Source organism: Streptomyces rishiriensis (assembly GCF_003112535.1).
In the GTDB taxonomy this organism is placed as follows: Bacteria; Actinomycetota; Actinomycetes; order Streptomycetales; family Streptomycetaceae; genus Streptomyces; species Streptomyces rishiriensis.
The window spans coordinates 61,115-82,956 of the sequence record NZ_BEWA01000009.1 but is presented as its reverse complement, the minus strand read 5'-3'; the positions used below and the strand labels follow the sequence as shown (position 1 = coordinate 82,956).

At 73.0% G+C, this 21,842-nt stretch carries 12 protein-coding genes and 2 riboswitches; of the genes, 5 read left to right on the top strand and 7 right to left on the bottom strand.

All coding sequences use genetic code 11. The features are described 5' to 3' along the window. Nucleotides 1-278 precede the first annotated feature (278 nt). The 3 genes from Sri02f_RS16400 to Sri02f_RS16390 all read right to left on the bottom strand — a co-directional run bounded on the left by Sri02f_RS16400 (nt 279) and on the right by Sri02f_RS16390 (nt 2,833). Nucleotides 279-1,073 carry an enhanced serine sensitivity protein SseB C-terminal domain-containing protein gene (locus Sri02f_RS16400; RefSeq protein WP_109002051.1) on the bottom strand — a complete coding sequence of 265 codons (795 nt, stop codon included), beginning with the start codon at nt 1,071-1,073 and terminating at the stop codon, nt 279-281. Between the two features lie 171 nt (nt 1,074-1,244). Beyond that, nucleotides 1,245-2,039 carry an enhanced serine sensitivity protein SseB gene (locus Sri02f_RS16395; protein ID WP_109002050.1) on the bottom strand — a complete coding sequence of 265 codons (795 nt, stop codon included), beginning with the start codon at nt 2,037-2,039 and terminating at the stop codon, nt 1,245-1,247. A 47-nt stretch (nt 2,040-2,086) separates the two neighbouring features. Next, nucleotides 2,087-2,833: an AAA family ATPase gene (locus Sri02f_RS16390; protein WP_109002049.1), complete on the bottom strand. Its 747-nt coding sequence runs from the start codon at nt 2,831-2,833 to the stop codon at nt 2,087-2,089. Nucleotides 2,834-2,974: 141 nt separating this feature from the next. Then, nucleotides 2,975-3,074, top strand: a riboswitch (glycine riboswitch). Further along, nucleotides 3,075-3,180, top strand: a riboswitch (glycine riboswitch). It abuts the riboswitch before it with no gap. A gap of 72 nt (nt 3,181-3,252) precedes the next feature. On the opposite strand from Sri02f_RS16390, the gene gcvT reads away from it, so the two are divergent. The 5 genes from gcvT (at nt 3,253) to Sri02f_RS16365 (ending at nt 11,404) form a co-directional block, all read left to right on the top strand. Beyond that, entirely contained in the window at nt 3,253-4,380 is a 1,128-nt protein-coding gene (gene gcvT / locus Sri02f_RS16385) for a glycine cleavage system aminomethyltransferase GcvT (RefSeq protein WP_109002048.1), read from the top strand. Nucleotides 4,381-4,526: 146 nt separating this feature from the next. Beyond that, nucleotides 4,527-4,904 (top strand): glycine cleavage system protein GcvH, encoded by a 378-nt coding sequence (gene gcvH / locus Sri02f_RS16380; protein WP_109002047.1) that lies wholly within the window; start codon nt 4,527-4,529, stop codon nt 4,902-4,904. Nucleotides 4,905-4,918: 14 nt separating this feature from the next. Further along, on the top strand, nt 4,919-6,202 hold the full coding sequence (gene glyA, locus Sri02f_RS16375) for a serine hydroxymethyltransferase (protein ID WP_109002046.1): 1,284 nt from the start codon (nt 4,919-4,921) through the stop codon (nt 6,200-6,202). 163 nt (nt 6,203-6,365) lie between these two features. After that, complete coding sequence (locus Sri02f_RS16370) at nt 6,366-7,733, top strand: L-serine ammonia-lyase (RefSeq protein WP_109002045.1); 1,368 nt, start codon at nt 6,366-6,368, stop codon at nt 7,731-7,733. A 500-nt stretch (nt 7,734-8,233) separates the two neighbouring features. After that, nucleotides 8,234-11,404, top strand: coding sequence for an amidohydrolase family protein (locus tag Sri02f_RS16365; protein WP_109002044.1), 3,171 nt, complete (start codon nt 8,234-8,236; stop codon nt 11,402-11,404). A gap of 82 nt (nt 11,405-11,486) precedes the next feature. On the opposite strand, the gene Sri02f_RS16360 is transcribed toward Sri02f_RS16365, so the two are convergent. Genes Sri02f_RS16360 through Sri02f_RS16345 form a run of 4 tightly spaced genes read right to left on the bottom strand, consistent with a single transcriptional unit; the run spans nt 11,487 to nt 21,830 of the window. Next, entirely contained in the window at nt 11,487-13,058 is a 1,572-nt protein-coding gene (locus Sri02f_RS16360) for a fatty acid--CoA ligase (protein ID WP_109002043.1), read from the bottom strand. Between the two features lie 32 nt (nt 13,059-13,090). Then, on the bottom strand, nt 13,091-14,983 hold the full coding sequence (locus tag Sri02f_RS16355) for a polyketide synthase (protein ID WP_109002042.1): 1,893 nt from the start codon (nt 14,981-14,983) through the stop codon (nt 13,091-13,093). After that, nucleotides 14,980-21,432 carry a type I polyketide synthase gene (locus tag Sri02f_RS16350; RefSeq protein ID WP_109002041.1) on the bottom strand — a complete coding sequence of 2,151 codons (6,453 nt, stop codon included), beginning with the start codon at nt 21,430-21,432 and terminating at the stop codon, nt 14,980-14,982. The genes Sri02f_RS16355 and Sri02f_RS16350 overlap by 4 nt, the downstream gene beginning before the upstream one ends. Next, complete coding sequence (locus Sri02f_RS16345) at nt 21,429-21,830, bottom strand: acyl carrier protein (protein WP_109002040.1); 402 nt, start codon at nt 21,828-21,830, stop codon at nt 21,429-21,431. The genes Sri02f_RS16350 and Sri02f_RS16345 overlap by 4 nt, the downstream gene beginning before the upstream one ends. Nucleotides 21,831-21,842: the final 12 nt, after the last annotated feature.

Genomic DNA, 21,842 nt, shown 5'->3' with positions numbered 1-21,842 from the left:
CCCGCACTTGCCGCTGTAGCGGCGTGATCAGTCCGTGATACGCAGGGGATAAGTCCCCTGGAGCCGGAGTCTTCAACGCTTTGGCGATCTGTTGCCAGACTTGGCAGTGAATGGATGCGTAAACGTGATGCGGCTAGAGGGGTTCCGTTATCCGGACGGCGGGTAACGCCCCCCGGACGGTGACTTATTAGGACATATTGGGCGCGTCTATCGCTTATCGCTGCTATCTACGCGCGAAGAAGTCCGACTCCTGCGGCGGGGCGGGAGCGACGAACGAGTCAGTAGCGTCCGCTGGGCGGATATCCGTAGCCGCCCGCGGGAGCCTGGGCGGGGGCGGCGGCGTGCGCCTCACGGTCGTAGAAGGGCCGCGCGTTGGCGCGCATCCACATCACGACGGGGTCGTACTCGTCGGTCATGGCGACCGTCGAGACCGGCAGTCCGTCCGGCACCGCGCCGATGGACTGCTGCATCATCGCCCGGACGGCGTCCACGGCCGGCGGGGAGGTCTCGTAGACGTCCAGCCCGAGGGCCAGGTAGGGCGCGCCCAGCGCCGGTTGCACCCAGGCCCGGCGCAACGCGCGGACCACCGGGGTGCGGTGGGCGTTCTGCGCGAGCAGAGCGTAGAACTGCGGGATCTCGATGCCGGGCTCGGACAGCCGCAGCGGGCCGGCGGGCTGGCGCTCCAGACCGGTGGCGATACGGCGCAGATCGAGCCAGGGGATGCCCATGCCGCCGCCGGGGGCGTGCGGGTTCAGCCAGAGGCCGTAGTGGTCGGGGTAGAGCGTGCGGGCCGCGTCCAGCCCGTCGATGACCTCGTAGGACCTGTTCCAGCCGCTGGCGCTCAGCTCCTGGGCGGAGGTCACGCACGGCGCGTAGCCGTGGCCGTCGACCTCCATGTTCCCGTACTGCGCGTCCGGGGAGCCGGCCTGGCCGTGCCACAGCAGCATCCAGACCTGACCGGAGGACGGGGTCGCGAGCGCGCGCAGGAGCGCCTCGTAGGCGTCATAGCGCCCGGGCGTGACCTGGCGCAGCATGTGCTCGACCTGACCGGTCGCGATGCCGCTGGCGCTCACCTGTACCGCCCCTTCTTCTGTGTTGCCCCGCGTCGGAGTCCAGCTTAAGCGCCCAAGGGGTCGGGGGGCGTGGCACGTTGGCGGGCGCGGTCCGTTCGTGACCGGGCGCCCCCGCGGCCGAGCCGTCCGCGGACGCGGCCGGGGCCCCCGGGGCCGCCCCTCGCGGGCCCGCTAGTGCAGCCGCGCGTAGAAGGGACGCACCCTTTCCCTCATCCACTCCCCCACCGGATCCTGGGCGACGTCCAGCAGCACCAGGTTGACGGGCCAGGGCGACGACGTCCTGCCCAGCGCCCTGCCCAGGGCCTCCAGCGGCAGGGCGCGCAGGTCTCCCTCCCACTGGGAGAGTTCCACGCCGACGAACATCACCGGGTCCGCGGTCTCGATCGCGGCCAGGCACCGGCGGGCCGTGCGGACCACGCCGACCGCCTCGAACTCCGCGGAGGCCGCGGCCAGGAAGTCGACGGGGTCGTCCTGCCAGTCGGGCTCGTAGAGGCGGACCCGGCCGCCGCTCGCCGGACCGTCCAACGCGGTGCGGCCCGCCCGGCACAGCTCGGCCACGGCCGGCGGAGGCAGCGGGACGCCGACCACGCCGTCGGGGTTGACCAGGATGCCGACCTGCGGGGGCAGCCCGCGGGCGAACTCCACGGCCGGCGCGATCGTGTACGACATGTGCGCGCCGGCGACCTGGCGGAACTGCTCCTCGGAGCTGAAGACCGGCACGTACACCTGGCCGTCGAGCTCCAGGGTGGGCAGGTCGAGGGGGCCGCTGTGCGGGCCGCCGCCGCTGGGCAGCGGCACCCAGACGAAGCTGCGGCCGAGCACCTCCACGATCCGGCCGCCGGCTTCCGGCATGCCGAGGGAGACGGAGAGCACCTCCTCCAGCTCGTTGCCGGGCCATCCGCCGTGCGAATGGGGGTGCGCCTGCGCCGGGAAATTCGCCGGGAAGTCCGCCGGGGGGAAGTCCATCTGCCTACCGCCTGCTGAGAACCGCTCACGCCAGTGTGACTGAAAGGCTAACGGGTGCCGAGGGGGTCGGTTCGGCCCGTGAAGCCGATTCGCCGCAGGACGTCGGCCGCGGACCGGTCGAGGAGGACCGCCGCACCGCATCCCGCGGGCAGTCGCCCCTTCTCCACCGAGCGCAGCAGCCGCGCCGCCGCACGGCGGTGCCGCAGGAAGGCGTAGCGCGAGACGCCCCGGCCGCGCTCGCGCTGGCCCTCCCTCGCCGTCTCCGCGCCGACGTCGAGGAGGATCAGATGGAGCGTGCCGCCCCGGCGGCGGGCCGCGCGGGCCAGCCAGTCGCGGACCCAGGCCTGCGTGCCGCAGTCGTGCACGACGACGCCCTCGCCGCCGCGCAGGGCGCGGCGCAGTCCGGCGTAGTGGGAGAGCCGCACGAGGGGCCGGTAGAGGGCGTAGGGGAGGAAGCGGGGCATGCGGGCGTCCCAGCGGTCGCGGGTGTCCTGGGAGTCGACGCGGACGCCGTTCACGGTCCGCTGCATCAGCGTGGACTTTCCGCTGCCGGGCAGGCCCGTCACCACGACCAGGTCACGGGGCCCGAACAGCAGGCCGTGCGGGCTGCGGCCGGCTCGTTCACGCAGATCGCGGACGACGGGCGCGGGCTGCGGGCCGCACGCCTCCCGGGCCCGGCGGCCGGGCTGGGCGGGCAGCGCGATCCCCGCGCCGGTCGCGAACGCCGTGGTCCTCGCCGTGCTCGTCGTCCTGTTCACCGTGATCGTCCTCCCCTGGGGCCAGGTGGTCCTCATCCCCGTCAAGCGTAAAGAGAAGGTAATGCCCGGCGCCTCGCGTTTTCGTACGCGTACCGACACAGGCCGGTTACAGATACGGCCTGCCGCGATCGGGGCGAGCCGTGCGATGATGGCCGCGCCAACTGCATACCGGCCGTTTGAATCCGCGCGGGAGAGTCCTCAGCAGCAGCTTCGCTGGGGCGCCGAAGGAGCAAGTCCCTCCCTTGAATCTCTCAGGCCCCGTTACCGCGCGGGCGAGGCACATCTGAAAAGCGGGTCGCCCACGGGCGGCTCCACCCACGGTGCAAGTCACGATCTTCGCGATCATGGCGAACCTCTCAGGTTCCGATGACAGATGGGGAGGAACGACCTCGCCATCCCCCACGCCCGGATCCGCTCGCGCGGGGGACCCCATTGCCCTGGGAGACGACCGACCGATGAGCAGTACCGAATCCACGGCCGTGCGCCGCACCGCGCTCGACGCCCTGCATCGCTCGCTCGGCGCGACGATGACCGACTTCGCCGGCTGGGACATGCCCCTGCGCTACGGCTCCGAGCGCGACGAGCACCACGCCGTCCGCACCCGGGCCGGGCTCTTCGACCTCTCGCACATGGGCGAGATCACGGTGAGCGGCCCGCAGGCGGCCGAGCTCCTGAACTTCGCGCTGGTCGGCGACCTCGCGGCGGTGGGCACGGGCCGCGCCCGCTACACCATGATCTGCCGGGCCGACGGCGGCATCCTGGACGACCTGATCGTCTACCGGCTCGCCGAGAGCGAGTACATGGTCGTCGCCAACGCCTCGAACGCGCAGGTCGTGCTCGACGCGCTCGTGGAGCGCTCCGCGGGCTTCGACGCCGAGGTCCGCGACGACCGGGACGCCTACGCGCTGATCGCCGTCCAGGGCCCGCAGTCCCCCGGCATCCTGAAGTCGCTGACCGACGCCGACCTCGACGGCCTGAAGTACTACGCCGGGCTGCCCGGCGCCGTCGCCGGCGTCCCCGCGCTCATCGCGCGCACCGGCTACACCGGCGAGGACGGCTTCGAGCTGTTCGTGAAGCCGGAGCACGCCGTCGAGCTGTGGCAGGCGCTGACCGAGGCCGGCGAAGGCGTCGGACTGGTCCCCTGCGGGCTGTCCTGCCGGGACACGCTGCGCCTGGAAGCGGGCATGCCGCTGTACGGGCACGAGCTGAGCACCTCCCTCACCCCGTTCGACGCCGGGCTCGGCCGGGTGGTGAAGTTCCAGAAGGAGGGCGACTTCGTCGGCCGCGAGGCGCTCGCCGCGGCGGCCGCCCGCGCCGAGGAGAAGCCGCCGCGCGTCCTGGTCGGCCTGGTCGCCGAGGGACGTCGCGTCCCGCGCGCCGGGTACAAGGTCGTGGCGGGCGGCGAGGTGATCGGCGAGGTCACCTCCGGCGCCCCTTCCCCCACCCTCGGCAAGCCGATCGCGATGGCGTACGTCGACGCGGCCCACGCGGCGCCGGGAACCCAGGGCGTCGGCGTGGACATCCGTGGCGCGCACGAGCCGTACGAGGTCGTGGCGCTGCCGTTCTACCGGCGCGAGAAGTAGACACTGGGCGCGTCCCCGCGCCCCCTGCGTGAGACCGCGACGCGCGAGACCGCGATGCGTGAGACTGCGCACATTCTCGCTGCTCACGTACGCCTTCAGCCGTCCCCCTTCATCAGCACTCCCCCGCGTACAGGAGAATTCAGGCCATGAGCAACCCCCAGCAGCTGCGCTACAGCAAGGAGCACGAGTGGCTGTCGGTCGTCGAGGACGGCGTCTCGACGGTCGGCATCACGGAGCACGCGGCCAACGCGCTCGGTGACGTGGTCTTCGTCCAGCTCCCCGAGGTCGGCGACGCGGTGACCGCGGGCGAGTCCTGCGGCGAACTGGAGTCCACGAAGTCGGTCAGCGAGCTGTACGCCCCGGTCACCGGCGAGATCACCGAGGTCAACCAGGACGTCGTCGACGACCCGGCACTGGTGAACTCCGCCCCCTTCGAGGGCGGGTGGCTGTTCAAGGTACGCGTCACGGACGAGCCGGGCGACCTGCTCACCGCAGACGAGTACACCGCCTACACCGCCGGCTGAGGAGTCGTAGACGCATGTCCGTCCTGAACACGCCCCTGCACGAGCTCGACCCGGAGATCGCCGCCGCGGTCGACGCCGAGCTGAACCGCCAGCAGTCCACGCTCGAGATGATCGCCTCGGAGAACTTCGCTCCGCTCGCCGTCATGGAGGCGCAGGGCTCGGTCCTGACCAACAAGTACGCCGAGGGCTACCCGGGCCGCCGCTACTACGGCGGCTGCGAGCACGTCGACGTCGCCGAGCAGATCGCGATCGACCGGATCAAGGAACTGTTCGGCGCCGAGTACGCCAACGTGCAGCCGCACTCCGGCGCCTCCGCCAACCAGGCCGCCCTGTTCGCGATGGCGCAGCCCGGCGACACCATCCTCGGTCTCGACCTGGCGCACGGCGGCCACCTGACCCACGGGATGCGGCTGAACTTCTCCGGCAAGCAGTTCGACGTGGTCGCCTACCACGTGGACCCCGCCACCGGCCTGGTCGACATGGCCGAGGTCGAGAAGCTCGCCAAGGAGCACCGCCCGAAGGTGATCATCGCGGGCTGGTCGGCGTACCCGAGGCAGCTGGACTTCGCGGAGTTCCGCCGGATCGCCGACGAGGTCGAGGCGTACCTGTGGGTGGACATGGCCCACTTCGCGGGCCTGGTCGCGGCGGGACTGCACCCGAACCCGGTCGAGTACGCCGACGTCGTCACCTCCACCACCCACAAGACACTGGGCGGCCCGCGGGGCGGTGTCATCCTCGCGAAGAAGGAGTTCGCGAAGAAGCTGAACTCGTCCGTCTTCCCGGGCTTCCAGGGCGGCCCGCTGGAGCACGTGATCGCCGCCAAGGCGGTGTCCTTCAAGGTCGCCGCCTCGGAGGACTTCAAGGAGCGCCAGCGCCGTACAGTGGACGGTGCGCGGATCCTGGCCGAGCGTCTGACGGCCGACGACACGCGCAAGGCGGGCGTGAACGTCCTGTCCGGCGGCACGGACGTCCATCTGATCCTGGTCGACCTGCGCGAGTCGGAGCTCGACGGGCAGCAGGCCGAGGACCGTCTCCACGAGGTCGGCATCACGGTCAACCGCAACGCGGTCCCGAACGACCCCCGGCCTCCGATGGTCACCTCGGGACTGCGGATCGGCACGCCGGCCCTCGCGACCCGCGGCTTCACCGCCGAGGACTTCGCGGAGGTCGCGGACGTGATCGCGCGGACGCTGACGGCGCCGTCGCCGTTCGCGGAGGCCGACCGTGCGGAGCTGAAGGCCCGGGTCACCGCCCTGGCCGGCAAGCACCCGCTCTACCCCGGCCTGAACCAGTCCTGAACCGGTCCTGAACCAGTCCTGATCGGGTTCTGAAACCAGTCCTGATCAGGCCCCGCACGAGCAAGTCCCCGGTGGGGCGCCCGTCCTGCGCGAACCGGCGTCCGGCCTCCGGCATCCCGTTCCGGGTGCGGGCGCCCCACCACCCCAGTCCTGAGGAGTACCCGTGGCCATCTCGGTCTTCGACCTGTTCTCGATCGGCATCGGCCCGTCCAGCTCCCACACGGTCGGCCCGATGCGCGCGGCGCGCATGTTCGCGCGGCGGCTGCGCAACGAGGGCCTGCTGGAGTCCACCGCGTCGGTCCGCTGCGAGCTGTACGGCTCGCTGGGCGCGACCGGCCACGGCCACGGCACCCCCAAGGCGGTCCTGCTCGGCCTGGAGGGCGCCTCCCCCCGCACCGTGGACGTCGCGGGAGCGGACGACCGGGTGGCGCAGATCAAGGAGTCCTCGCGGCTGCGGCTGCTGGGCAGCCACGAGATCCCGTTCTCCTTCGACGACGATCTGGTGCTGCACCGCCGCAAGGCGCTGCCCTACCACGCCAACGGCATGACGGTGTGGGCCCATGACGCCTCGGGCGCGGAACTGCTGTCCAAGACGTACTACTCGGTCGGCGGCGGGTTCGTCGTGGACGAGGACGCGGTCGGCGAGGACCGCATCAAGCTCGACGACACGGTGCTGAAGTACAGCTTCCGCACGGGCGACGAGCTGTTGCGCCTGACGAAGGAGACCGGCCTGTCGATCTCCTCCCTGATGCTGGAGAACGAGCGCGCCTGGCGCACGGAGGACGAGATCCGGGCCGGGCTGCTGGAGATCTGGCGCGTGATGCAGTCCTGTGTGTCCCGCGGCATGTCCCAGGAGGGCATCCTGCCGGGCGGCCTGCGGGTGCGCCGTCGCGCCGCCATGACGGCTCGTCAGCTGCGGGCGGAGGGCGACGCGTTGGCCCACTCCATGGAGTGGATCACGCTGTACGCGATGGCGGTCAACGAGGAGAACGCGGCCGGCGGCCGGGTGGTGACGGCCCCCACGAACGGCGCGGCCGGCATCATCCCCGCGGTCCTGCACTACTACATGAACTTCGTTCCCGGCGCCGACGAGGACGGCGTGGTCCGCTTCCTCCTCGCGGCCGGCGCGATCGGCATGCTCTTCAAGGAGAACGCCTCCATCTCCGGCGCCGAGGTCGGCTGCCAGGGCGAGGTCGGCTCGGCCTGCTCGATGGCGGCGGGCGCACTGGCCGAGGTCCTCGGCGGCTCCCCCGAGCAGGTCGAGAACGCGGCCGAGATCGGCATGGAGCACAACCTCGGCCTCACCTGCGACCCCGTCGGCGGTCTGGTCCAGATCCCCTGCATCGAGCGCAACGGCATGGCCGCGGTGAAGGCGGTCACGGCGGCCCGCATGGCGATGCGCGGCGACGGCTCGCACAAGGTGTCCCTGGACAAGGTCATCAAGACGATGAAGGACACGGGCGCCGACATGAGCGTCAAGTACAAGGAGACGGCCCGCGGCGGGCTGGCGGTGAACATCATCGAGTGCTAGGGAATCGGGCCCTGACCAGTGCGTTCGTCACTTCCAGCACGGTCGGGGCCTTCCCTGCTCACGCGGCGGAAAGTCCCCGGGTGCCCGTGAGGCAGCCGCGAAGGTTCCCGAAGAGTCCCCGAGAAGTGCTGCTCGGGGTCGTCGCCGAGCGCATCACGGCGTCGCAGAGCGCCCCGCCCCCACAGCGACGAACGCCGGGGCCTCGGGCGACGTTCCCGTGGACGTCGGGAAAAACAGCCGATCCCCCGGGCGAAAGCCCGGTTTTCTGCTTCTGAATATCCGGTGATTCTCTCCGGACCCCTCCCTCGCATTCGGCGATGCCCTATATTCGACGCGCCGTACGAACGCACGCCCGAACGACCGGGCCGGCTCAATGGGGGATTGACGGTGCGTTGTCTGCCTCCGCACGAGGGAGGATTACTGTGACGGAACAGGGATCCGGAGCATCCGGGGAGTTTCCCGAGGAAGGCCCGCAAGGTGGTCCGGGAGGTCCGGGCTTTATGTCGCGCCGTTCTCTGCTGCATCGTTCGGGAGCCGTCGGGCTGGGAACGCTCTGGCTCGGGGGCGAGCTGGGGCCGCTCGGTGCGGGCGGCGTCGCGTACGCCGGTGAAGGCGTCGCCGCGGACCCCGCCGACGACGGTCTCGTCCGGGTCGACACCCACGAGAGCGCCAATCTGTGCGCCGCGCTCTCGCCGGACGGCACGACGCTCGCCATCGACGCGCTCAACGCGATCTGGCTGTTACCGGCCGCGGGCGGTACGGCACGCCGGCTCACCGACGACCTGCTGGACGCGACGCAGCCGCACTGGGCGCCGGACGGGCAGAGCCTGGTGTTCCAGTCGTTCCGTGAGGGGACGTACGACCTGTGGCGCATCGGCGTCGACGGGTCCGGGGCGCGTCGGCTGACCACCGGCGACGGGTACGACCAGGAGCCCAAGTTCTCCCCCGACGGCCGCTCGGTCGCGTTCGCCTCGGACCGGGACAACGCCGGCCGGATCGAGGTCGTCGACACCACGACGGGCGCCCGGCGGTCGCTCACCCGGCAGGACCGCAACGTCGCCATGCCGACCTGGTCCGCCGACGGGCGACAGGTGGCGTACGTCGCGGAGTACGGCTCGATCGAGGCCGTCGACATCGGGACGGGAGAGACGCGGACGCTGCTCACCGGCCCGGCGGACGCCGCCCTGTACGCACCGTCGTTCGACCCGGACGGCCGGCGGCTGGCGTACGTCCGGGTCACCGGCGCGCGCGCCGAACTCATGGTGGACGACCGGGTCCTGAGCGAGGACGAGGACGTCTTCCCGCTCGCGCCGGTCTGGTTGTCGGCCGGCGAACTGCTGTACACGGCCGACGGCCGGATATGCCGGCGCAGGCTCGACGGCGGCGGCCGCAGCACCGTCCCGTTCACCGCCTCGGTCGAGGTGCGGCGGGTGGACCACGCGAAGCGGAAGGGGCCCGACCTCACCGGGGACGGCCCCCAGGACGTCCTGGGCATCGCCGACCCCGCGCTCTCCCCCGACGGCCGGAAGATCGCCTTCCGGGCGCTGAACGCGCTGTGGCTGCGCACCGGCGCCGAGCGGCCCGTCAAGATCGTCGCGGACGGCTACTTCAACTCCTCCCCCGACTGGGCGCCCGACGGCCGGTCCCTCGTCTACGTCAGCGACCGGGCCGGCACCGCGAATCTGTGGCGCTACGACGTCGCGAAGGGCGCCTCCGAGCGGCTCACCGATCTGCCGAACGCCCAGCTCGCGCCCCGCTGGTCACCGGACGGCTCCCGGATCGCGTACCAGGACGAGAGCGGCGCCACCTGGGTGCTGACCCTGGCCGACGGCTCGGTCACCCAGGTCGTCCCCGCGCTGTACCAGCCCGGACCGCCCGCCTGGTCGCCGAACGGCAGGATCCTCGCCCTCGCCGCGGCCGCCCCCTACTCCCGGCGCAGCGTCAACGGCGTGAACCAGATCCTCACCGTCGACCTGACCACGCACGAACTGCGCTACCAGAGCGTGGCGCCCGGACGCTCGGTCTCCACCCGCAGCGGCGACGGCCCGCTGTGGACGCCCGACGGCACGCATCTCGTCGTCGGCATCGAGAGCCAGGCGTGGAAGGTCCCGGTGGACACGGCCGGGCGGATCACCGGCGAGCCGGTGCGGCTCACCGACGACGTCACCGACTCGCTCTCCGTCGGGACGCGCTGCGACGCCCTGCTCTACCTCTCCCTGGGCCGACTGCGCATGGTCGGACTGGACGGCGGCACGCCGCGCACGCTGCCGACCCGGCTGTCCTGGTCCCGCCGTCCGGCCCCCGCCGGACGGACCGTCGTGCGCGCGGGCGCGGTGTGGGACGGGACGTCCGGCACCCTGCGGCACGAGGCGGACGTCGTGCTGCGCGGCGGCAGGATCGAGGAGGTCGTACGGCGGGGAAGCGCGCGCGGCGAACGGGTCGTCGACGCATCGGACCTGACCGTCATGCCCGGACTGATCGACACCCACAACCACTGGCACTGGCGCGGCCCCCAGTGGGGCGACCGGCAGGGCCGCGCCTGGCTCGCGTACGGCGTCACCACCAGCCGCACCCCCGGCGATCCGGCGTACCAGATGGTCGAGACGCGGGAGGCGCTGGCGGCCGGGGCCAAGGTCGGGCCGCGCTACTTCGGGTCCGGCGAGGGGCTGGAGGGAACCCGCGGGCGCCATCGCGTCATGCGGCCGGTCTTCTCCCGCGACCAGCTGGACCGGGACCTGCAACGCGCCCTCGCCCTGCGCTACGACCTGCTGAAGTCGTACATCCGGCTGCCGGTGGAGTACGAGCGGGAGGTCGTGGCGCGCGCGCACGCCGCCGGCGTCCCGGTGACCTCGCACTACCTCTACCCGGCGGCCCGCACCGGGCTGGACGGCATGGAGCACACCGGCGGCGGCAACCGCCTCGGCTACTCGAGGACGCTGAGCTTCGCCGCCGGGCGGACGTTCCAGGACTCGGTGGACCTGCTGGCGGCGAGCGGCATGTGGATCTCCACGACGACGCTGTTCGCCTCCGAGCTGTTCGTCGAGGACCGCTCGCTGATCGAGGACGAGCGGACCCGGGTGCTGTACCCCGACTGGGAGTACGCCCGGCTGGTCCAGAAGGCCGCCGACGCGGGGTCGGGCAGCGCGGACGCCCAGCTCAACCACGCCTGGACCCTCGGGGACTGCGACATGCTGCTGCGGGTGCACCGGGCCGGGGGGCTGGTCGTCGCCGGCACGGACTCGGCCCTGGACGACGTGGCGATCAGCATCCACCAGAACCTGCGGATCCTGGTGAAGTACGGCTTCACCCCGCGCGAGGCGCTCCAGACGGCCACCGGGAACGCGGCCCGGGCGCTCGGCCTCGGCGACCGGCTGGGCCGGGTGGCCCCGGGACACCTGGCCGACCTGGTGGGCGTCGCCGGCGACCCGCTCACCGACATCCGTGCGGCGGCGGCGGTGCGCCGGGTCATGGTGGGCGGCCACCCGTACGAGGTGCCGGAGCTGCTCGCACCGTTCCGTCCGTCCGCCGCGGCCGCCCGCGGCGGCGCACCGGGCGGCGCTCCCCGCAACGAGGTCCGGGCCGCCGCGCCCAGCGCGCGCGAGGACGCCGCGCATTACTGGCACGGGGCGGAATGGCGGCACTCGGGCTGCTGCCGCTCCCGCACCCGCTGATTCGACGGAATGAGCGCACACGGATATCCGGGACCGGCTTCGGCCGGTCCCGGATATCCGTGTCGGCGGGAATTACCCCGGCTCAGTTCACCTGGCGCTCCCGGTCGGCCCAGAATTCCTTGCGGAGTTCGCGTCTGAGTATTTTTCCGCTGGGGTTGCGGGGGATGCGCTCGATGAACTCGTAGCCGCTCGGGGACTTGAAATCGGCGAGCCGTCCCTGAAGGTGGAGTTTCAGTTCGCGCGGGCTCGCCGACATCCCCGGGCGCAGCACGACGAAGGCGCGCACGACCTCGCCCCAGCGGTCGTCGGGCACCCCGATGACGGCCGCCTCGGCCACCGCCGGATGGGTGGCCAGCGCGTTCTCCACCTCGGCCGGGTAGACGTTCTCGCCGGCGACGATGACGGTGTCCTTGAGACGGTCGCACACGTAGACGTAGCCGTCCTCGTCGAGGTAGCCGGCGTCCCCGGTGTGCAGCCAGCCGTCGGCGAGGGTCTCCTCGGTCGCCTCCTTCATGCCCCAGTACTCCACCATCACCGCGGGCGTGCGCAGACAGATCTCCCCGATGGCGCCGGACGGGAGGGCGCCGCCGTCCTCGCAGACCACCTTCACCTCGACGCCGGGGTACGGGCGGCCCGCGGCGCGCAGCCGGGGGCTGCCGGCGCGGTGGTCCGAGGGCGGCAGGCACAGCGCGGTGTTGCCGCTCTCGGTGAGCCCGTACAGCTGGCCCAGGTCGCAGCCCAGCATCTCCATGCACTGCAGCATCAGCGTCTCGGAGATCGGGGAGCCACCGTAGGTGACCTTGCGCAGCGAGGCGAAGTCGGCGGGTCCGACGCCGGGTTCGGACACCATCATCTGCAGCATCGCCGGGACCGCGCAGGTGGTGGTGACGCCGTGTTCGCGGATCAGCCGCACGGCGTCGTGCGCGGCGAACATCCGCATGGACACGCTGGTCACGCCGGCGTTGAAGGCCTGCATGGCCCACCAGATGCCCGCGACGTGGAAGCCGGGGATGCTGATCAGGCTGACGTCGCCCGGGTACCAGTCGATCCAGTCGAGGCCGTGTTCCGCGAGCAGGTCACGGATCGCGAAGAAGCTGCGGTGGGCGAGGACGACGCCCTTGGGCAGGCCGGTGGTGCCGCTGGTGTAGATCTGGGTGACCGGGTCGTCGGGCTGGGCCCGGACCGTGAGGTCGCCGTCCGGCCGGTCCGCCTTCCACTCCCGCAGTCCGGCGCCCCGGTCGTCACCGTCGTCGAGCACGACGAGAGCGGGCCGGGCGGGCAGCTCCGCGCGGATGCGGGCGGCGGTGTCGGCGTACTCCCGTTCCACGAAGAGGACTTCGGCTCCGGAGTCGCGCAGGATGTGCTCCACCTCGGCGGGGGTGAGCCGCCAGTTGATCGGGACGAGCACCGCTCCGGTCTTGGCGCAGGCGAAGAAGATCTCGTAGTAGTGCTCGGACTCCTTGCCGAGGAAGGCGACGCGGGTGCCTCGCCCGGCGCCGCCCGCGAGCAGGGACCGGGCGGTGCGGTTGCTCTCCCGGTGCAGCTGCTCGTAGGTGACGTCGCGGCCCTCGCAGCTCAGGGCGGTGCGCCGGGGGTGGTGGGTGGCGTGGAACGCCACCGTTTCGGCGGCGGTCCTGAGGTTCGGGTAGTGCATGAGGGAGTGTCCTGTCCGTAGGAGGCTGAGGCTCAGATCCAGTTGTGGTGGTCGGGCCAGTGGCGCCGGCCGACGAGCGCGGGACCGGGCAGGTGGAGCAGTTCGGGGCGCGGACCGTCGGGCGGCCACAACTCGGCTGTGGCGGGGGCCTCCTGGGCGACGTACCGACGGGCGTGCCGGGCGGCCCCGGTGAGGTGCGCGGGCGCGCCGGGGGCGTCGAGGCCCGGGCCCGGGTCGGCCGCGGACGCCCGCTCCAGTGCGGCGAGGAGGGCGGAGCGGTCGTGGACGACGGCCGCGTACCGGACGGCGTGGTGGTCACGGCCCTCGGCGAGGGTCCGGCAGACGGCGGCGGGGGACCAGTCGGCGCGGTCCCGCAGATGGCGGTGCAGCCGGGCGGCCGTGCCGGCCAGCGCCTCGGCGCTGTGCGCCGACAGCAGCAGCGGCCAGGGGCCCGCGTCCTCGGCGGCCCGGGCTGTTCCCGCGGCCGCTGCTGCCCCGGCGGCCGGGGCGGCCGGGCGCTCGGGGGCGCTCTCCAGCACGACGTGCGCCAGCGTGCCGCAGAAGCCGAACCCGCTGACGGCCGCCCGTCTCCTGCCGTGCGTGGGCCAGGGCAGCGGCTTCGCGGCGAGCCGCAGCGCCGTCCGCTCCCACGGGATGTCCGGGTCCGCCTCCTCCTCGCCGGGTTGCGGCGGGATCTCCGCATGGGCGAGCGCGAGCACCGTCTTCATCAGCCCGGGCGCGCCGGAGGCGGTTTCGAGGTAGCCGAGGTTCGCCTTGCAGGAGCCGATGTACAGCGGCGTCGCGTCGGGCGAGCGCCGCGCGTACGCGTCGGCCAGGGTCTCGGCCTCGATCTGGCCGCCGATCCGCGAGCCGTTGGCCTGTGCCTCGACGTACTGCACGTCCTCGGGGGCGACGTCCGCGTCCTGGAGCGCCCGCTCGATCACGGCCTTCTGGCCGCGGGCCGAGGCCACCGAGATGCCGGGCCGGTCGCCCTGGGCGTGGACGGCGCTGCCGCGCACGAGCGCGTACGGCCGGTCCCCGTCGGCGATCGCGTCCGCGTACCGCTTCAGGACGACGACCCCGCAGCCTTCGCCGCGCACGTGCCCGTCGGCGTGCCGGGTGAAGGGCCTGCTGCGGCCGGTCGGCGACAGCATCCCGGCCCGGTCGAGGATGCCGGTGCCGAACGGGGAGAGCAGCAGGTTGCAGGTGCCGACGAGGGCGACGTCGCACTCGCGGGCGCGCAGGGCCCGCACCGCCAGGTGCACGGCCGTCAGCATGGACGAGGACGCGGTGTCGACGGTGACGGCCGGGCCGTTGAGCCCCAGCGACAGCGCGATGCGGCCGCTGAAGGCGCTGGGCGAGGAGCCCGTGCTCATGTGCGCGGACAGACCGTCGCCGGGGATTCCGCCGCGCAGCCAGGCGTGCGGGTACTCCACCGGCCCGGCCACCGCGTACACGCCGACGTCCCGGCCCCGCAGCCGCTCCCGGGACAGGTTGGCGTCCGCGAGGGCCTCGGCGGCGACCTCCAGGAGGAGGCGCTGCTGCGGGTCCATGTGGCGGGCCTCCTCGTGCGCGATGCCGAACCGGTCGGCGTCGAAGAGGTCCACGTCCGTCAGGTAGGCGCCCTGACGCAGCCGTCCGGCCAGCGGCGCCAGGTCCGGCGCGGCGAGGTTCCAGCGCGGCCGGCCGAGGCTGTCGGCGGGCACGCCGGCCGCCTCGGTGGGCAGGACCCGTCCCTCGCGCAGCGCGCTCCACAGTGCCCGGGGGTCGTCGAGCCCGCCGGGCAGGCGGCAGCCCATGCCGATGACGGCGACCGGCTGGGTCCGCTCGTGGTGCTGCCGGGCCAGCATCACCATGAGCTGCTTCTTCGACAGGGTCTCCAGGTGATCGATGTAGCTCGTCGCCTTCGGGCGGTCGCCGGTCACCGGAACATCTCGCGCAGCGCGTCGAGTTCGTCGTCCGCCTCGGCGTCGGTCAGCTCGCGCACGTCCTCGCCGGGGTTCTCCCGCGGCGGGGCGGCCGGTCCGTCCTGGGCCTGGTCCGGGACGAGCTGCTCGTCGAGGAACACGGCCAGCGACCGCACGGCGGGGTGGTCGAAGAGGGCGGAGGCGGGCAGCGGGATGCCGAGCACGGTCTCCAGGGCGTTCTTCAGCTCCACCGAGCCGAGCGAGTCGAGGCCGAGGTCCACGAACCGGGCGTCGAGGTCGATCTCCTCGGGCGAGTCGTAGCGCAGCACGTCCGCGATCCGGGCGCGCAGCAGTTCCCGGAGCGCGGCCTCGCGGTCGGGCTTCGGCCGGGCGAGCAGCTCGTCGACGTCCACGTCGGTCCGGTTCGGCGCGGCGCTCCGGCCCGAACGCAGTTCGTCGAGCAGGGCGTTCGGGGACGGCAGGGCGCCGGTGTAGGCGTCCCAGTCGAACTCGCCGACGACGGTCTGGGCGTACGGCCGGGCGAGCGCGGTGAACAGGGCGTTCAGCGCGGCGTCGGGCTTGACGAACTTCAGGCCGCGGGCCTCGATGCCGTCGATCTGGCGCTCGGTGAGGGAGGCGGCCATGCCGATGTCCGCCCACGGGCCCCAGTTGACGCTGAGTCCGGTCAAACCGGCGGCGGCCCGGGCCTGCATGAGGACGTCCATGTACGCGTTGCCCGCGGCGTAGTTGGCCTGGCCGGCGGAGCCGAGCACCGAGGCGATCGACGAGTAGCCGACGAAGAACCGGAGCGTGGGCACGTCGGCCAGCGCGCGGTGCAGCAGCCAGGTGCCGTGGACCTTGGCGCGCAGGACCGCGGCCATGCTCTCCCAGGTCTGGGCCGTGAGCGGGGCGTCGGCGAGGACGCCCGCGGCGTGCAGGACGCCGCCGAGCGGGGCGTCGCTCCCGGCGAGGTCGCCGACGATCCGCTGGACGTCGGCGGCGTCGGCGACGTCCCCCTGGTGGATCTCCACCTCGACGCCCTCGCCGAGTCCGGCGGCGATCTCGGCCCGCCGGCGCTCGTCGACGGCCCGGCGGCTGACGAGCGCGATGCGGCGGGCGCCCTGCCGGACCAGCTTGCGCGCGGAGGCCAGACCGAGCGCGCCGAGGCCTCCGGTGACGAGGTACGTCTCCCCCGCGTCGATGGGCACCGGCTGGGCGGGCAGGTCGCGTTCGTCGCGGAACTCCAGCACGACCTTGCCGAGGTTGGCGCCCCGGCTCAGGACGCCGAACGCCTCCTCGACCTCGTCGAGGGAGTAGCCGACCACGGGCAGGGCGGTCAACCGGCCGGCCTCGATGTGGTCGGCGACCGTCCGCAGGATGTCGTGGTTGAGGCGGTCGAGCTCGTCGGCGGGCAGCTCGCCGAGGTCGAAGTTGTGGTACTCGACGTCGGGTCGCCGGGCGGTCATCTCCTCGGGCGACCAGACGCCGATCTTGCCGAGTTCGACGAACCGGCCGCCTTCGGCGAGGCAGCGCAGACCTGCCGGGATGTGGTCCTTGTTGAGGCTGTTGAGGACGATGTCGACGCCCCGGCCCCCGGTGGCCGCCAGCACCTCGTCGGCGAAGTCGAGGGTGCGGGAGTTCATGACGTGCTCCACGCCCTGGGAGCGCAGCAGGGGCCACTTGCGGGGGCTGGCGGTGGCGTACACCTCGGCGCCGGCGAGCCGGGCGAGCTGCACGGCCGCCTGTCCGACGCCGCCCGCGGCCGCGTGGACCAGGACCCGGTCGCCCGCCTTGACGCCGGCGAGGTCGTGCAGTGCGTGGAAGGCAGTGACGTACGCGGCGGGCAGCCCCGCGGCCTCGGTGAAGGTGAGGCCGGCGGGCTTGCGCACGACGACCGTGGACGGGACGGTGACCCGCCGCCGCATGGAGCCGATCCGGCTGAGCATCACGTCGTCGCCGGGCCGGAACGCGGCGTCGGGTCCCGCCTCGACGACGGTGCCGGACGCCTCGAAGCCGAGCGGGAGGGGCTGGTGCGGGAGGCCGTGGTCCAGCGCGTACTGGCGGAGCATGCCGAGCGCGTTGAGGACGTCCTTGAAGTTGAGCCCGGCGGCGTGCACCTGGACGGTGACTTCGTCGCCGGTGGGCGGGCGGTCCTCGACGGGCACCGGCCGGACGGCGGAGAACTGGCCGTACTCGGTGATCGTGAGTTCCGTGTTGGCGTCGTCGCGGCTGCCGGCGACGGGCGGGGAGAGCCGCTTCACGTGGCGCACGCCGGACCGGTACGCGATCTGGTGCTCGCCGCCCGAGGCGTCCGCGGCGAGCCACTCGTCGACGAGGGGCTGGAGGTCGGTTCCGTCGAGGTCGAGCAGCACGGTCCGCAGCGCCGGGTACTCGTTGGCCAGGACCGCGCCGAAGCCCCACAGGGAGGCGGCGGCGAGCGCGTCGCCGTCCCGGGACGCGCTGTCCGCGACGTCGCCGGGCAGCCACTGGGCGCGTTCGGTCACGAGCAGGACCCGCGGGGCGCGGCCCGCGACCGGTCCGTCGGCCACGGCCGCCACCAGGGCGAGCAGGTCGCGGTAGTTGCGCTCGGTCTCGGTGCGCAGCCGGTCCTCGCCTTCGAGGGCGGGCTCGGGCGTCCAGAACCAGCACAGGTCCGTGACGGCGTCGTCCGCGGCCAGCAGCGCGGCGGCGGCGACGGCGTCGGGGGCGTGCAGGGTGTCGACGCCCGTGCCGGCGAGCCGGTCGCGCAGGCCGCCCGGGAGGCCGTCGCCGGGACGGACCACCAGGACGCGGCGGTCCTGCCCGCCGGTCCTGGCCGCGGGCAGCGAGCGCTTGATCCAGCGGGGGCGCAGCAGCATGCGCTCGGCCGGGTCGGCCGGGGCGTCGGCGACGCGCTTGAGGCGGACGCCCTTGACGACGAAGACCGTCCGGGCGCCCTCCAGGGCGACGATGTCGGCGGCGAGCTCGCCGCCGGGGTCGAGGTCGACCTGGACGAGGATGTGCAGGTCGCCCTTGGGGCGCTTGAGCAGTTCGACCGCGTCGAAGCCGACGGGCAGATAGGTGCCGTCCAGGTCGACGGCGGCGCCGAGGGTCTGCATCGCGCAGTCGAGGACCGAGGCCCGCAGGTGTTCCACGACGGGTGTGTCGAGGCCGCGCAGCTCGCCGGTGGCGAAGCCGTCGGCGTACCGGTCGACGCGCAGGACGCGCCGGAACTCGGGGCCGTAGGGCAGTCCCAGTTCGGCGTACCGCTCGTACAGGTCCTCGCCGGGCCGGCGGTCCTGCGGCGCGTCGAGGGTCGCGGCCGTCTTGCGCAGGCGGTCCACGACGTCGCCGAGCGCGGCCGGTCCGGTGGGCGCGCCGTCGAGGGCGGCGGTGGCGTGGACGCGTTCGATCATGCCGTCCCGGCCGTCGACGCGGCTGACGATCTCGACGGCGGCGGGCCCGTCGGCGGCGTCGTGGGGGCGCAGCCGGGTGCGGATCTCGGTCGGTTCGCCGTCGCGCAGGAAGAGGGGTTCGTGGATGCGCAGGTCCCGGACGGGCCGGCCGGTCTCGCCGTGCACCGCGTCCTGCAGGGCCAGCACGACTTCGACGTATCCCGCGCCGGGGAACACCGCCTGGCCCATGACGACGTGGTCGGCGAGGTACGCCGGGGAGTCGGGGGCCAGCAGCGCGCTGAACTCGCGCTGCCCCGCCGCGCGCCGGTCCTCGGCGGTGACGTCGCGGCCCAGCAGCGGATGGCAGGCCGGTCCGGACGCGCGGCCGGCGAGGGCGGCGCGGACGCGGGTGGAGGGCAGCGGGTGGCGCTTCTTCGCGAAGACGTAGCCGGGCAGCGGCACGTGCCGCCCGCCGCGCCCGGCGTGGTAGCCCGCCCAGGAGACGGGGAGTCCGGCCTGGTAGCAGCGGGCGAGCGCGGCGGCGATCGTGCCGGCGCCGGGGTCGGACCTGGCCATGCTGGACACCCACACGTGGGCGTCGGGGTCGCCGTTGTGCCGGCCCAGGGCGGTGAGCGCGCGGGACGGGCCGACCTCGACGAGGACGTGGGGGCCGCGGGACTGGACCCGGCGCATGCCGGCGGCGAAGTCGACGGGCTCCAGGATGTGGCGGACCCAGTACTCGGGCGTGCCCACGTCGGCGAGCGTGGCGACCTCGCCGGTGAGGTTGGAGACGAAGCTCAGCCGCGGCTCGTGGAAGGCGATGCCGGCGATGGCCTCCCCGAACGCGTCGGACACCTCGGCCATCAGCGGGGAGTGGAACGCGTGCGACACCGGCAGCTCCCTGACGTCGACGCCCCTCTCCCGCAGAGCGCCGACGAGGTCGGCGAGGGAGTCGCGTCCGCCGGAGATCACGCACTGGCGCGGGGAGTTGACGGCGCCGAAGCCGACGTCGGAGTACCGCGCCAGGAGCGGGGCGATCTCCTCGGCGGGGGCGTGGACGGCGGCCATGCCCCCGGGCGCCGTCACGGACTGCATGAGGCGCGCGCGGACGGCGACCAGCCGGACGGCGTCCTCCAGCGAGAACAGGCCCGCGATCGCGGCCGCGGCGATCTCCCCGACGCTGTGTCCGAGCAGGACGCCCGGCCGGATCCCCCAGGACATCCAGAGCCGGGCGGTCGCGTACTCCAGGCTGAACAGGGCGGGCTGGGTGTAGAGGGTCCGGTCGATGTCCAGGTCGCTGTCCGGCGCGTCGCCGAACATGACGTCCTTGACGGAGCGGCCGAGGTGTTCGGCGAAGAGCTCGTCGCAGGCGTCGAGGTGGCGGCGGAAGGCGGGGTGGCGGTCGTACAGGCCGCGCCCCATCCCGACGTACTGGGCGCCCTGTCCTGAGAACAGGAACGCGGCCTCGGTGAACCGGGGTTCGCCGCCGTCGCGGCCGTCGTCAGCGAGCTGCCGGTCGAGCAGCCGCACCAGGTCCTCCCGCGAGGAGACGGGTCCGGCGAGCCGTGCGGGCAGGTGGGCGCGGCCGAGGTTGGAGCTGCGGCAGTAGTCGGGGACGGCGAGGCCGGGGCTCGTGTCGAGGAAGCGCAGGTGGGCCGCGGCCTGGGCGCGCAGTCCGGCGTGGTCCTTCGCCGAGAGGGTGAAGACGGCGGTGCCGTCGTCCGGGGCCGCCGCAGGCGCGGGGGCGGGCGGCGCCTGCTCCAGGACGACGGACGCGATGGTGCCGGCGAAGCCGAACGAGTTGACCAGGGCGCGTCGGGGCCCGTCGGCCCGCCAGTCGCGCAGTTCGGTGGGGACGGTCACGCGGTAGCGGTCCCAGGGGATGTGGCGCGAGGGCGTGTCCAGGTTGATGTGCGGGTAGATCACGCCTTCCTGGAGCTGGAGGACGACCTTGGCGACGCCGCCGATGCCCGCGGCGGCCTCCATGTGGCCGATGTTGGTCTTCACCGAGCCGACGGCCAGCGGCTCGCCGTGCGCGCGCGACTCGGCGAAGACGGTGTTGACGGACCCCATCTCGATGGGGTCGCCGAGGGACGTTCCGGTGCCGTGCGCCTCCACGTACTGGATGTCCTCGGGCTCCAGGTTGGCGGAGGCCAGCGCGTCGCGCATCAGGGCGACCTGGGCCGTGCCGTTCGGGACGGTGAGGCCGCCGCTCTCGCCGTCCTGGCGGACCGAGGAGCCGCGCAGCAGCGCGAGCACGGTGTCGCCGTCGCGCCGGGCGTCCGAGAGCCGTTTGAGGACGACCATGCCGGATCCCTCGCTGCGGCCGTAGCCGTCGGCGGAGTCGTCGAAGGTCTTGCAGCGGCCGTCGGGCGACAGCATGCCGGCGCGTGAGTAGACGATGTGGTTGCGCGGGTGGTGGGTGGCGTTCACGCCTCCCGCGAGGGCGATGTCGCACTCGCGGCGGCGCAGTCCCTGGGCGGCGAGGTGCAGCGCCACGAGCGAGGCGGAGCAGGCGGTGTCGACGCTCAGACAGGGGCCGCGCCAGCCGAGGAAGTAGGACAGGCGTCCGGCGGCGGCGCTGTGCGCGGTGCCCGCGGCGACGTGCGCGTCGAGGTCGATCGGGTCCACGGCCTCGACGTCGATCGCGAAGTCCATCTGCCCGACGCCCAGATAGACGCCGCCGTTTTTTCCGCGCAGTGCCGCCGGGTCCATGTGGGCCGATTCCAGGGCACGCCAGGCCGATTCCAGGGCCCAGCGGTGCTGCGGGTCCATGAAGTCGGCTTCCTTGGGCGATATGTTGAAGAATTTCGAGTCGAATTCGTCCGCGCCGGAGACGAATCCCCCGCCGGCCGCGAGGGGGCTTCGCCCCGCCTCCTTCTCGGCGGCCTGCAGTGCGTCCATGTCCCAGCGGTCCGCGGGCACGGGGCCGGTTCCGGCCCGGCCTTCTCTGAGGAATGCGGAGAATTCCTCGGGAGTGTCGTTGTCCCCCGGGAAACGGATGCCCAGCCCGACGACGGCGATCGGCTCGTACTTCTCCAGAAGCAGGTCCTTCAGCAGGGCGTCGGTGCGGGACGAGGCCGTGTCGGTCACTGGTAGAGCTCCTTGAGGATGTCGTTGACCAGGTGCTTCGTGGACGTGGACACTCCCGCGTCCCGGGGCGGCTCGGGGGCGGGCGGGCCGGCGGAGAAGAGCTCGGGGAGCACGTCGGCGGTCAGGAAGGCGACGAGGTCACCGACCGTCGGATGGTTGAACAGGAAGGCCGCGTCGAGCGTGCGGCCGAGTTCCCGTTCGAGCCGACGCCTGGTGTCGACGGCGCCGAGGGAGGTGAGTCCGAGTTCGAAGTAACTCACCCCGAGAGGCAGCACGTCCGTGTCGTCCATCATCAGTTCACGTTTGAACTCCGCGACGACCAGGGATTCGAGGAGCGCCCGGCGTTCGGAAGGCGGAGTGTCTGACAATTCCTGAATCCAGGGTGTACGCGAAGTCATGCCGCTCCTTGG